The organism is Streptomyces sp. NPDC002669 (assembly GCF_042889165.1).
In the GTDB taxonomy this organism is placed as follows: Bacteria; Actinomycetota; Actinomycetes; order Streptomycetales; family Streptomycetaceae; genus Streptomyces.
The window spans coordinates 7,031-19,627 of sequence record NZ_JBIAQQ010000056.1 but is presented as its reverse complement, the minus strand read 5'-3'; the positions used below and the strand labels follow the sequence as shown (position 1 = coordinate 19,627).

General features: G+C 69.4%; 10 protein-coding genes and 1 pseudogene. 4 read left to right on the top strand and 7 right to left on the bottom strand.

Going from position 1 to position 12,597, the window contains the following annotated elements:
• Positions 1 to 461 (bottom strand): annotated as a pseudogene (locus tag ACFYW1_RS38490) (hypothetical protein); the annotation flags it as partial.
• Between the two features lie 939 nt (positions 462 to 1,400).
• Here ACFYW1_RS38490 and ACFYW1_RS38485 point away from each other — a divergent pair.
• Positions 1,401 to 1,649 carry a hypothetical protein gene (locus ACFYW1_RS38485; protein ID WP_389004405.1) on the top strand — a complete coding sequence of 83 codons (249 nt, stop codon included), beginning with the start codon at positions 1,401 to 1,403 and terminating at the stop codon, positions 1,647 to 1,649.
• A gap of 221 nt (positions 1,650 to 1,870) precedes the next feature.
• On the opposite strand, the gene ACFYW1_RS38480 is transcribed toward ACFYW1_RS38485, so the two are convergent.
• Both ACFYW1_RS38480 and ACFYW1_RS38475 read right to left on the bottom strand, forming a co-directional pair.
• The gene (locus tag ACFYW1_RS38480; protein ID WP_389004403.1) at positions 1,871 to 3,151 is read right to left on the bottom strand and encodes a cytochrome P450; all 1,281 of its coding nucleotides are present in this window, start codon (positions 3,149 to 3,151) and stop codon (positions 1,871 to 1,873) included.
• Positions 3,148 to 3,951, bottom strand: coding sequence for an alpha/beta fold hydrolase (locus ACFYW1_RS38475; RefSeq protein ID WP_389004401.1), 804 nt, complete (start codon positions 3,949 to 3,951; stop codon positions 3,148 to 3,150). The genes ACFYW1_RS38480 and ACFYW1_RS38475 overlap by 4 nt, the downstream gene beginning before the upstream one ends.
• 160 nt (positions 3,952 to 4,111) lie before the next feature.
• Between ACFYW1_RS38475 and ACFYW1_RS38470 the strand changes: the two genes are divergently transcribed.
• Together ACFYW1_RS38470 and ACFYW1_RS38465 are read left to right on the top strand one after the other, a co-directional pair.
• Positions 4,112 to 4,390 (top strand): hypothetical protein, encoded by a 279-nt coding sequence (locus ACFYW1_RS38470; protein ID WP_389004399.1) that lies wholly within the window; start codon positions 4,112 to 4,114, stop codon positions 4,388 to 4,390.
• Positions 4,390 to 4,788: a DNA-binding protein gene (locus ACFYW1_RS38465; RefSeq protein ID WP_389004396.1), complete on the top strand. Its 399-nt coding sequence runs from the start codon at positions 4,390 to 4,392 to the stop codon at positions 4,786 to 4,788. The genes ACFYW1_RS38470 and ACFYW1_RS38465 overlap by 1 nt, the downstream gene beginning before the upstream one ends.
• A gap of 54 nt (positions 4,789 to 4,842) precedes the next feature.
• On the opposite strand, the gene ACFYW1_RS38460 is transcribed toward ACFYW1_RS38465, so the two are convergent.
• The 4 genes from ACFYW1_RS38460 to ACFYW1_RS38445 form a co-directional block, all read right to left on the bottom strand.
• Entirely contained in the window at positions 4,843 to 6,936 is a 2,094-nt protein-coding gene (locus ACFYW1_RS38460) for an ATP-binding protein (protein ID WP_389004394.1), read from the bottom strand.
• Positions 6,933 to 7,757 (bottom strand): DUF4255 domain-containing protein, encoded by an 825-nt coding sequence (locus tag ACFYW1_RS38455; RefSeq protein ID WP_389004392.1) that lies wholly within the window; start codon positions 7,755 to 7,757, stop codon positions 6,933 to 6,935. Before ACFYW1_RS38455 ends, ACFYW1_RS38460 begins: the two co-directional genes overlap by 4 nt.
• 64 nt (positions 7,758 to 7,821) lie before the next feature.
• Positions 7,822 to 9,786: an HYR domain-containing protein gene (locus tag ACFYW1_RS38450; RefSeq protein ID WP_389004390.1), complete on the bottom strand. Its 1,965-nt coding sequence runs from the start codon at positions 9,784 to 9,786 to the stop codon at positions 7,822 to 7,824.
• 505 nt (positions 9,787 to 10,291) lie between these two features.
• Complete coding sequence (locus tag ACFYW1_RS38445; protein ID WP_148837052.1) at positions 10,292 to 10,918, bottom strand: response regulator transcription factor; 627 nt, start codon at positions 10,916 to 10,918, stop codon at positions 10,292 to 10,294.
• Between the two features lie 209 nt (positions 10,919 to 11,127).
• Between ACFYW1_RS38445 and ACFYW1_RS38440 the strand changes: the two genes are divergently transcribed.
• Positions 11,128 to 12,450 (top strand): hypothetical protein, encoded by a 1,323-nt coding sequence (locus tag ACFYW1_RS38440; RefSeq protein WP_389004388.1) that lies wholly within the window; start codon positions 11,128 to 11,130, stop codon positions 12,448 to 12,450.
• Positions 12,451 to 12,597: the final 147 nt, after the last annotated feature.

Below are 12,597 nucleotides of genomic sequence, written 5' to 3'. Positions count from 1 at the left end.
TCATCGAATTCGTCAACGCCGTCCTCGACGCCGTCATCGCCATCGCCAACGGCGGCCAGGCCGGCGTCCCCAAAATGGTCGAAACCGCCCTCGCCACCAGCATCCCCCTCCTCATCGGCTTCCTCGCCTCCCTCCTCGGCATCGGCAACCTCGCCAACAAAGTCAAATCCGTCTTCCACGCCGTATCCAAACCCGTCAACCGCGCCATCGACAAAATCATCAACCTCATCACCAAAAAAGGAAAAGCCCTCTGGAACAAACTCAAAGGCAAAGACAAGAACAAAGAGAAGGATCACCCCACACAAGCCGACCAAGACCACAATAAAAAACCGCACAGCAAAAAGGTTATCGAAAAAGTCAAGAAAGCCATCGATTCCAAAGTTCGCGACGGAATGCCGATGGACCAAGCCATAGACCAGTTTCACAAAATCAGGAATCAATTCCGCCGAAACGGCCTTCATGGCCTCAGAATCATGCTGACCGGGGGACGATTCCAGGTCTGGGCCAGTGCGAGCCCCTGGCAACCAATTGGCAGCTTCAAGCCCTCCACAACTTTCACCGCCGAGGATTTAGCCCTAACCAACAGCCGACACGGAGCCGACGATTACGCACGACACACTGCATTGATAGCCCACCTTGCGTACAACACAAGCGAAGTGCGAGAAGTCTGCCGCCATAACAGCGGAAACGGAGCACACGCAGAGATAAAATTTGCAGGGCTCATCAAAAGCAAATGGTTACAGTATGTCAATTCCCACCCCTCTCGCAATAAAAATACAACAGCAGAAGATCGAGGTAGCCAGAATTTCACATTCGTTGTCAGAATCACGCGAGGACCATGCTCGAACTGCACTACGGAACTGATCAGAACGCGACAAATAATCCAAAAGGAGGCCTTAAAAGTCCGCCCTTCCGTGAATGTTGACATAGCTGTCCGGGCAGTCGGCGTGTACGGCGGGTCAGATCAGTGGACAAGTCAATCGGGAACAACTTACACAAATCAAAGAGGGGACTCGGCAGCAGGGCGGGCCCAGATTTGGCGACTCCTGGAAGAAGGGATCAGCGTGGGAATGCTAACGTTGACAGATGTGACAACACAGGCCGCAGCAGCCAAACTGGCTCAGACGCAACATGACTACGTAGCCGATCCCGAGGAAGGGAAGAATAGAGAACTAAAGGCACTCATTGACGGAATAAGAAAGAAAAGAATCTCATTCCCATAAGGGGCCAAAATTAACGCCAGTGAAGAAATCGCCGAACGAGCCGACTCATGGGCAACAGAGAAGGGGTGGAATTTCAAAGTCACAGAAGTCCCCGATGGGCAAGTAATTCGAATCAGCAAGGAAATCGATTCTGTTTACATCGGCGTCCGCATCTACGGGAACTCTGGGCAAGCCACGTTGACACTTCTCGATGACCTGCGCATCAAAGGATTCCGGCTTTCCATCGAATACGGCTCCGATGCAAACGGGCTTTTGGCGATTCTGGAACGAGCAGAGTCGCTCCCCGCCCACCCGAAAAGCTTCCCCTTGATCATCCATGATCTTACAAGAATCTTTCCCAACGTCTGGGATATGGACAATGAAGAGGGCGGGGAAATTCCGGTAAACAGCGATTACCTGTACTCGATCCGAAATTTTGGCGTATAGCCGCGGCTTGCTCTCATAAATCCAACCTCGTCCACCTGTTATGGCCTGCATTGAGGATCTGGGCGAACAGCTGAAACTTGTGGCCAACGGCGATGGTTCCCACGTGGTGATTGCCTGAGGAAGCGCCAGGTGCACGGCTCGTCACAGTCACCCCGCAGTTCCCTCGGGTATCCATGGGCAGCGCTCCGCTGCCCATCGTCCTATGCGTGGGCGTCCGAGCCTCAGAAGTCGACCACCCGCACTCGGAGCGACTTCACCCCGTTGATGAAGTTCGACACCAACCGCACCGGCGGAGCCGCGAGTTGGAGGTGTCCCGGCAGCAGGGCGCGGCACACCTCCTCGTACAGGGCGCTCAGCTGCAACCGCGCGAAGTGCGCGCCCAGGCAGACGTGGGGGCCGTCGCCGAAGGAGACGTGGGGGTTGGGGGTGCGGGTGAGGTCGAGGGCGAACGGGTCGGGGAAGACGCGTTCGTCGTGGTTGGCGGAGGCGTGGAAAACGACCACCTTGTCGCCGGTACGGATACGGGTGCCCGCCAGCACCGTGTCCTGGACGGCCGTGCGGCGGAAGGTCAGGACCGGGGGATGGCGGCGGAGCAACTCGTCGACGGTGCTTGCGAATCCGACCTCGCCGCCGCACAAACGGCGGTACGCGTCCGGGTGTTGGGCCAGCAGGCTCAGGCCGCCGGGGGCCGCGCTGCGTACCGTGTCGTTGCCGGCCACCACCAGCAGGAAGAAGAACATCTCCAGTTCGGGGGCGGTGAGTTCGGGGTCCGTGGCCAGGGCCGTCATCACGTCGTCGGCGGGGTGGCGGCGCTTGTGGACGGCCAGGGCGTGGGCGTAGTCGAACATGTCGCGCAGGGCGGACGGGGAGCGGGGATTGAGCGGTTTGCCGTCCGGGCCGGGCGTGGGCGCTCCGGCCTCGTCGGGGTCCTGGTAGCCGATGACGCGTTGCGTCCAGTGGAGGAGGAGCGCGCGGTCGGTGTCCGGTACGCCCAGCAGGTCCGTGAGGTTGAGCAGGGCGTAGTCGTCGGTGACCCGGGCGACGAGGTCGCAGGTGCCGTCGCCGGCCCGCGCCCCGGCGACCGCGTCGGCGAGCAGGGTGCGGGCGCGTTCCCGGACGACACCGGCGAAACGGTCGATGCGCCTCGGGGTGAAGGCGCGGCTGACGAGGGTGCGCAGGCGCCGGTGGTGCGGCGGGTCCTGGTTGAGCATCATGCGGCGGATGAACGGCAGGTCGTCGGGGTCGGGGTCGCGGATCTGGGTTGCGCCCAGGTACGAGGAGTACGTCGCGGAGTCCTTCAGGACCCGGACCACGTCCGCGTGCCGGGTGACCGCCCAGAAGCCGGGGCCCGCCGGCCAGCCGAGCACCTCCGGCTCCTCCTGCCATGCCACGGGGTGGTGGTCGCGCAGGAGGCGGTAACGGTCGTGGGGGATGCCCCGCCCGTACAGCCGCGGGTCGAAGACGTCCGGTACCGGGGCAGGGGCGGGCCCGGAACCGCTCACGCGTCCTCGCCCGCGTCCGTCGCGTCCTCCGCGTCCGCCCGCAGGAAGTCCTCCACCACCCGGATCAGGTCGAGGGGGGTCTCGTCCATCGCGTAGTGACCGCACGAGGGCAGCTCCACCAGCTCGGCGTTCGGGAACCAGCGCATCCAGGTGGCCCGCTGCAACTCGGCGGACAGCGCCGGGTCCAGTGCGCCCACGACGGCCAGTGCGGGCACGGGCGAACCCTCGACCCGCTCGTGGAAGTCCTCGCCCGCCCAGGAATCCAGCCAGGTCCGGAACGCCTCGGCGTCGCTGCGTTCGAGCGAGCGGCGCACCATGCGGTCCAGCCAGCCCGCCGGGCGCCGTCCCCCGGTGGTGATGTCGAGGATGATCCGGCGGTTCTGCGGGGTCCGTGCCGCCCCGGCGAACAGTTCCCACTGCTCGGGCGGGAACGGCAGGCCGGACGCGGGGACGGGCGAGACCCCGACGAGCCTGCGCACCCGGTGCGGCGCGGCGGCCAGGGTCCGCTGGACGACGGAGCCGCCCATCGAGTGTCCGATCAGCGAGAACCGTTCCCAGCCGAGCCGGTCGGCCAGCGCGAGCACGTCCTCGGCCCCCTCGGCCGTGGTGTACGCGCCGCCCGCGTCCCGGGCCTCGCCGTACCCCCGCAGGTCCACCACCGCGTACTGGAACGAGGCGAGGTCGAGATCCGGCAGCACGGGGGCGTACGCGGAACGGTCGGCGAGCCAGCCGTGCACCGCGATCACCTTGTGCGGTCCGTCGCCGTGCAGTTCGTGGGGCAGAACGAGCGTTGCGGTCACGCTGACTCCTGTCGCCGTACGGAGGAGGCCGGGGCGGTCCGCCCGTCGGCCCCGACCACGGTCGCGCCAACTCCGGCCCGGCACAAGGGGCCGTGCCGAGAGCCCGACGCCCTGCCGCAACGCACACCCTATCTACTACTTCATGTATTAGATTGATGGCATGAGCGATGACACCACTTACGGGGTGGGCGAGGGCCCCACCGCCAATGTCTCCGTCAGCCTCCACTCGGGCAATATCGCGGCCGTCCGCGCACGCGTGGGGAAGCGGGGCTTCTCCGCCTATGTGGATGCGGCCGTCCAGCGCCAGATCGAGCGGGACAACCTCGCGGAACTGACCAACGCGCACGAGGCGGAGCACGGTGCCCTGAGCCATACGGAGGTCGATGCCGCACGGGCGCTTCTGCGGGGCGACGTCGACGGTGCGGAGAACGCCGCCTGATGGCCCGGTCCGGAACACTCGTACTGGACAGCGAGGGCCTGTCCAAGGTCGTGGCCGATGACCGGCAGGTCATGACGCTGCTCCGTGGAGCGGAGCAGGAGGACATGAGGGTCGCCGTCAGCGTTCTCACCCTCATCGAGGCTCATCACCGAAAGGTGAACGCCGCCCGGTTCAACTGGGTGGTGTCCAGGCTGACGGTCGAGCCCGTGAGCGAGGAGATCGGGCGCTCCGCGATGAAGCTGCTGACCGACGCCGGGCTCCACGGGCACAAGTACGCCATCGACGCGGTCGTGGGAGCAACCGCGCTGCTGGTGCCGAAACCCGCGGTGATCCTCACCTCGGACCCCGAGGATCTGGGGCTGCTGTGCGGGGACCGGGTACGGATCATCAAGGTCTGAGCAGCGGGATCTGCGGCTCCCCGTCTCGCGACAGCAGGTTCCGGGGCCCGCTGCTCACGTCAGCAGGTCCAGGTAAGGGCCGAACTCCGAGGCCAGGGTCAGGCGGCCCAGTTTCTGGTACTCGCGCTGGATCGCGTGGATCAGCGTCGGCATCGTCACCGGCCCGTCCGTGTCCGCCGCCAGGTAGGCGGCCGTCACCGCGATCGAGCGGATGTTGCCGCCCGCCAGCTCGAAGTTCTCCGCGCAGAAGGCGAGGTCCAGGTCCTTGCCCCGGGGAAGTACGGGGCCCAGGCAGCGTTCCCAGAGGACGAGGCGCTGTTCGGGGTCCGGGACCGGGAAGTCGACGACCAGGTCCAGGCGGCGGGTGAAGGCGTCGTCCAGGTTGGCCCGGAGGTTGGTGGCGAGGATGGCCAGGCCGTCGAAGGACTCCATGCGCTGGAGGAGGTACGCGCTCTCGACGTTCGCGTAGCGGTCGTGGGCGTCCTTCACGTCCGAGCGCTTGCCGAAGATCGCGTCCGCCTCGTCGAAGAGGAGGACCCCGTTCACCCCTGCGGCCTCGGAGAAGATCCGTTCCAGGTTCTTCTCCGTCTCGCCCACGTACTTGTCGATCACCGTCGCCAGGTCGACCGTGTAGAGGTCCAGGCCCAGGTCCGCGGCCATCACCTCGGCGGACATCGTCTTGCCGGTGCCGGAGTCGCCGGCGAAGAGCGCCGATACGCCCCGGCCCCTGCCGCCTCCCGGGCGCATGCCCCACTCGCCCAGGACCCGGTCGCGGTGGCGGGCGCGGGCGGTGAGTTCGCGGAGCTGGGCGTGGGTGTCCGGGGGGAGGACCAGGTCGTCCCAGGTGACGGAGGGTTCGATGCGGCGGGCCAGGCGGTCCAGGCCCGCCGCGTTCTGGGCGCGGGCGCCCTGGCGGACGTGGTCGGCGGTGAGGGTGCCGCCGTCCAGGTGGGTGGTGCGGGCGGCGCCCTGGGCTGCGCGGGTGATCTGCTCCGGGGTGAGGAGGAACGGCGAGAGCAGCCGGTCCACGTCGATGGTCGCGGGGACGGGGGCGGCGTACGCGTCGGTCCAGAGGGCGGCCCTGGTCGCGGGTTCCACGCGGGGCGCGTGCAGCAGGAGGGGCGGGGCGGCGGACCAGGACGCGTCCCAGGGCGCCCGGCCCACCAGGATCGTGGGAACGGGGGTGTCGGTGAGCAGCCGCAGGATCCCCGGGTGCTCGCGGCAGACCGCGTCGAGCGGGGCGCAGACCACCCCGGCGCCGGTCAGCCGGGCCTCGCGGACCAGGGAGCGGACCGCCTCGGCGGGTGCCGGGTCCTCGGCCAGCCGCGCCAGGTCCAGGCCCAGGACCCGGTGGCCCGCGAGGGTCAGCGCGGAGGCCGCCAGGGCCGTGCCCGCGCCTCCCTGGTCCTCGCGCAGATAGGCCGGCGAGACACCCCGGGCGAGGGCCGCCGCCAGCGGGGCCGGGTCGCCGACGCCCGGTACGGCGTGCCAGGGGGCGAGGAGACCGGTCAGGCGCGGGTCGGGGGTGTCGTCGCCCAGGAGGTGCGCGGTGACCCGGTCGGGGACGCGGAGCGCACGGCTCAGGAACGGGCGGTCCAGGTCCTCGACCAGGAGGAGGCGGCCCTCGCGGAGAGGCGCGAGGGCCGCCAGCCGGCCGCGTGCCTCCTGGTCGGCGGGGGACAGGCCGCACAGGCCCAGCGCCAGGCCGATGGACGGGCGGCGGCGGGTGACGTCGTCGTTCAGGTAGCCGTAGAACGCCTCGAAGCGGTCGTCGAGGTCCGGTACGAGCGTGATGAGGAGGATCTCGACGTCGAGGGGTGTGAGGCCGAACTCGTCCGCCAGGGACGTCAGTCGGGACCGCTTCTCCGGCACCTCGCCGAAGTCCGGGTCCGGGTCCGGGTCCGAGGCCGGAGACGAGCCCGGGGACGGCTCCGGAAACGAGTCCGGGACCGGGGACGGGTAGGCGCGGGCCTCGTCCGCGTCCAGCAGCCGGGCGACGTTCTCGTCCGTGAGGTAGAGGCCGCGGAAGGCGTCGTCCGGGTCCGGGTCGGTGAGCCGGCGGGCCTCGACCGCCCGTCGGATGCGCTGTTCCACCACCACCGCGCGGGCGAGGAGGTGACGCAGGTTCGGGTCGCCCGGAGTGGTCATTCCGCGCCGTCCTCCGAGCCGTCCTCCGTGCGGAACGCACGAGACGCCCCGCTCGCACCGGACGCCCCGCTCGCACCGGTCGTACGGACCTTCCGGGTCTCCGTGATGCGGAGGGACAGACCACGTCGCCGTTCCGCGTCGCGGGCGCGCGACGCGGGGTCCCCGCCCGGCCGTCCGGGACGGCCCCCGTACACCGGGAGTCCCCCACGCCCCGGCATCGGCTCCGACACCGGGTCGGCCCTCTCCGGCACGTCCCCGAAGCGGGCCAGCACCCCCTCGTCCCCGACCGGCGGACCGGCCACATAGCTCGGCGAGGCCGTCACCGGCACGCTGACCACCAGGTCCAGCGAGGGTTTCAGCTCCCCGCCCAGCGCGCTCCACACATCGGCGAACGAGCGGTCCTCCGGCGGCGGCAGCGCGATCGACATCGGTACGGGCGCCCCGATCCCGGCCAGGGTGCCCGTCAGCCGTTCCGGCGGCAGCGCCTCGTGGCTCAGCAGGCAGCCGAGCAGCGACGAGAGCAGCCGGTGCTCGTCCTCCGGGCGCTTGGTCCACGCCGTGATCAGGTACGACAGCTTGAAGAAACGGGGCGGGCGGCGGCGCGCGACGATCACGCCGTGCTCGTCGTAGTCGTTGTGCAGGCCCCGTTCGCGCCTGCGCATGTCCTCGCGGATGTCGTAGAGGTACAGGTTGACCATGGGCGCGTTGACCTTCGCCGCCCACTCCCGGGTCGGGGCGTCGAAGACCACCGCGATCTGGCCGCCTTCGAGCACCTCCGCCCTGATCAGGGCCCGCAGTACGTCGTCGACCTCGTGGATCACCTGATCACTCCCGTAACCGCTCCCGTAGCCACTCCCGCAATCGCTCCCGTGCGGTCGCCGGCGCTCATGCGCGGCCCGCGAAGTCCGGTGGCTGCAGATGGCGCTGGACCACCAGGACCGGTTTCTTCAGCCGGTCGATGTCCCGGGTGTCCACGCGGAGCTCGCGCGGCCCGAGCTTGTCCTTGCGCAGGACCGGTATCTGGATCTCGAAGGTGCCGTCGCGCCCCACCGTCACGCCGGACATCTGCGCGGTGATCCCGATGTTCCACGTGAAACGTACGGTCTGCCCCGGCGGATAGTCCTTGCCGCGGGCCAGGACCACCTGGCCCGGTTTGACCACCCGGGGTGTGACGGTCAGCGAGGGTTTCAGCACGCGCAGCCGGTCGGTGTCCCGGTTGTCGGCCGACTGACGGTCCGGCAGCGTGCCGCGCACGGTGGCCCGTACGTCACCGGTGATCGCCGCCCCGTACGTCGCCGTCTGGGTCACCACGAGGCGCCCGCCGGCCGGGATGGTGCACGGGGCCGCGGCCGTGCAGCGGGACGGCGCGGGCAGGCTGCGGTCCTTCGCCCTGGACGGCTTCGGCCAGGTGGCGCCCAGGACCACCCCGGTCGCCGGGTCCGGTCCGGCGTTGGTGACGGTGAAGCGGGCACGGGCCGGGCGGCCGGTGTACGTACGGTCCGGGCTGACGTCCACCTTCACCGCCACGTCCGCCGAGGGCGGCACGGGTGGTTCGAGCACCTCGATCTGCGCCGTGTCCGTCCCCGTGTTGCCCGCCGAGTCGGTCGCCGAGCAGGTCACGGTGGTGCGGCCGACCGGGAAGAGCGAACCGGAGGCGGGGGTGCAGGTCACCGGGAGCGTGCCGTCGGTGGCGTCCCGGGCGGTGGCGTCGTACGTCACGCGAGCGCCCTCGTCGTCCTCGGCCCGCACGGTCAGATCGTCCACGGTGACGACGGGTGCGTCGATGTCGTTCACGTCGATGTCGATCCGCTGCTGGAAGTCCGGGTCGGCCGCGGCGGCCGGTCCGATCGTGTCCGTGCCCGGGATCTGGGTGCCCATCAGGAACTGGACGGTGCAGCTCAGCCGGGTGCCCTGGGGTGCGTCGGCGGAGACGTCGATGTTCTCCGCGAAGTGCGCCGTTTCCCCGCTGGTGAGTCGCTGAGTGGGTGGTTCGAGGCTGACGGACAGGTGCGGGTCGCAGTTGTCGAGGCGGTAACCGACGTTGGTGGGGAGGTTGCGGAAGCCGTCGATGATGGCGTCGACGACGTCATCGCCCTCGATGCCGTCGATCATCCGACCGTTGGTGGCCTCCACCATGCGGCTGGCCTGCTCGGGCTCGTGCGACGGGTCGCCGTCGTAATCGGGTATCTGGCCGTTGCCGTTGAGTCCGTCGCCGAGCGTGCTGGTCAGGCCGACCGCGATCACCCGTGCCCCCGCGTCCTGGAGGGCGGCCTCGGCATCGCCGAAGCTCCATTTGTAGTTGCTGGGCTCGTGGCTGGACGCGTCACCGACCAGTACGACGACCGGGCTGGCGTCGGGGCGGAACACGGTCTTCCCGTCACCGCCGTTGGCCAGCTTCCACAGGGCGTAGAGCCAGTCCTCCGCGGGGCCCTTGCTGTCGGTGCCCAGGTTGGCCTTGAGCTGGTTGACGCCCGTCTGCACCTCGCCCAGGTCGTACGTCAGCCCCTGGAGCACCTTGAAACCGGCCTCGGGAGGGTCCGCCCATTCGTCACCGAAGGTGGCCACGGCGAAGCGGGACTCCGGCTGCTCGTCGCGGATCGCCTTGGTGATCTCGGGGATGCGCTCCTTCACCCGCCGGATCGGCGTCTCCATGCTGCGGGTGCCGTCCACCAGCAGGACCACGTCCGGCCTCGGCGGAATCACCGGCGTACGCACCTGCTTGTCCACGCCCGTGGAGCCGCCCGGGTCGACGGCGTCGGTGAACTCGGCCGGGGTCACCCAGGGTTCGGGCACCGCGACCGTGGGCACCCCGGGCTCGACGGCCGAACCGGGAGAGATCCCGGTCGCCACCAGAAGCAGTGCGAGGACCGGGACGCGGAACGCGGCGAGGCCGCGGCGCGGTGCGCCGGGAGGCCGGGATCGGTCCGGCCGGCCCGACCGGTACGACCGGTACGACCGGCCCGGCCGCGGTACCCGCTGAAGTGGCTGGAACCAGCGCACGGAAGTCCTCCCCCACCCTCGCCGGTCGATCGGCGTACCCGGGCCCCACGGTCCCGTACGCGCGGCCCGCGTACAGAGGTGCGGAAGTCACATCCCCGGGTAGCTCCCACTGCCCTTTCGTGCAGCGGGAACCGCCGGAGTGCCGTACGCATCCGTCACCGGAACACCGCGCACGTCCGCGACCGGAGCACCGCGCGTCCATGGCCGGAGCCCGTACGCACCCGTCGCCGTGCCCCCGTACGCCCCCGCAGCCGAAGCACCGTGCGCAACCGCCGCCGAAGTGCCTTACGCGACCGCGGCCGAAGTGCCTTACGCGGCCGCGGCCGAAGCACCGTGCGCGTCCGTGCCGGACGGTTCAGATCAGCCCCTGCCGCATCGCGTACGCCACCGCGTGCGACCGGTTCCGCAGCTGCAGCCGGGTCATCACCGAATGCAGCACGTTCTTGATCGTGCGCTCGGAGTAGGCCAGCTTCGTCGCGATGTCGGCGGTGTCGTACCCCTCCGCGACCAGTCTCAGCACGTCCACCTCGCGCGCCGCGAGTCCGGTGAAGTGCAGCCCCCGGGGGCCGAGCACCTGGCCCTGGAGTCGTCCCACCTCCTCCAGCAGCCGTCCCAGCAGGTCGGACGGAAGATGGCCCTCGCCCCTCGCCACCGTCCCGATGACCTGCACCAGATGCTCCGGAGTCGCCTCGGAGCGCCTGACCACACCGGCGACCCCGCACTCCGCGGCGCTCACCAGCTTCTGCTCGTCGATGTCCGTGGTGACCAGGACGGTTCGCGAAGTGCTGGTGCGCTGGATGTGACGCAGCATCGTCAGCACTTCCTCGTCGACCGCGTCCACGACGACGACAACGATCTGAGGAGAGGCGTCCCCCTCCCCCCATTCCATGACACTGACTTCGGGCCGGGTACGTAACTGACTGGCCACGCCCGCCTGGGATATCGGGTCCTGGGCCCTCAACGCGACAGTTGTTCGCTCCATGGCAATGCTCCCCCTGAGCAACAGCCATGACGTCACAGCGAACACAACCGACACGGCTGTTTCGTATGCCTCAATTGTCGTGAGGCGGTCAAAAGATGCCCGGGTATCCCTACAGGGAAACTAAAAAGCCGATCCGGGCACGGAATCTGCCCGGAAGTGTTCCTTCCCGGCCGATGTCGGCGTTCCGCGCCGATCCTACGGTGCGCCCTATGAGTCTCACGGCAAGCCTCGACGATTCAACCGTCACCGCCGCACCGGGCGAGGCGACGGCCGTCCCCCTGCGGATCCTCAACTCCGGCAGCACCGTCGAGGAGTACCGCTTCGAGGTGGTCGGTGCGTGCGCCGCCTGGTCGACGGTCGAGCCCGCGACCCTGTCCCTGTATCCCGGCGACTCGCAGACGGTGTCCTTCGTGCTGCGTCCGCCCCGGGATTCGACCGTGCCGGCGGGGGACACTCCCTTCGGGATACGGGTGGTGCCCACCAGCGAGCAGGGCGACACGGTGGTGCCCGAGGGCCGGGTGACCGTGCTGCCCTTCACCGAGACGACCGCCGAGCTGGTGCCGCGCAGTTCGCACGGAGCCTGGCGGGGCCGGCACCGGATCGCCGTGGACAACCGGGGAAACGCCCCGGTCACGGTGCGGCTGGGCTCCCGATCGGGTACGGAGCGGGCCCGGGTCTCGTTCGCCTCCGACGAGCTGCGGATCGAGGCCGGGCGGGCGGAGTTCGGGAAGGTGCGGATACGGCCGGCCAAGCGCGTGTGGCGCGGCACGGCGATCACGCACCCCTTCCAGGTGGTCGCGACCCCCGATGTGGCGGAGGACCAGGAACCGGCCGCCGCGGTGCTCGTGGACGGTTCCTACCAGCAGGAACCGATCCTGCCGCGCTGGCTGCCCCGGGCCCTGATCACCGCGGCCGTCCTGCTGATCGCGCTGGTCGGGCTCTGGTACGCGCTGTTGCGTCCCACCGTGAAGTCGGCGGCCCGGGAGGCGGTCACGCCGGACGTGGTCCGGTCCGCCGCCGCGGCCGACAAGAGCAAGGCCCCGGAGAAGGGTTCCTCGGGCGGGGCGGGCTCGGGCGGCGGCGACTCGTCCGGGGCGAACGGGGGGCCATCGAAACCCAGCCCCTCGGCGAGCCCCGGCGGCTCGTCGGATGCCTCGGCCGCCTCCCCGACCAGTGCGCAGGTGCAGGTCAGGGACTCGGTGGGCGGCGGGTCGAACACCTCGGCGGCCTTGCAGGTGCCCGAGGGGAGCACCTTCCAGCTGACCGACATCGTGGTCCAGAACCCGCAGGGCGACGCGGGGACGGTCGTGATCTCCACCGGCCGGAACGCACCCCTGATCCGGCTGGCGCTGGAGAACTTCCGGGACTCCGACTACCACTTCGTCACGCCGCTCCTGGTCCCGGCGGGCGGCAAGGTCACGATGACCGTCGACTGCCGCAAGGTGGGCAAGCCGGTGAACGCGCCGACACCTTCGCGGTGTGCGGAGTCCCTGCTCCTCGGCGGCACGATGAAGACGGAGACGGCGGACTGACACGGCGGACCGACCGCCGGCACGACGCCGCGGGGGGGGGGGGGGGGGGGGGGGGGGGGGGGGGGGGGGGGGCGGGGGGGGGGGCGGCCGGCCGCCCCCCCACCGGAGCGCCCGGCCCCGGGCCCCCGCGCGCCCCGCGGGCGCGGG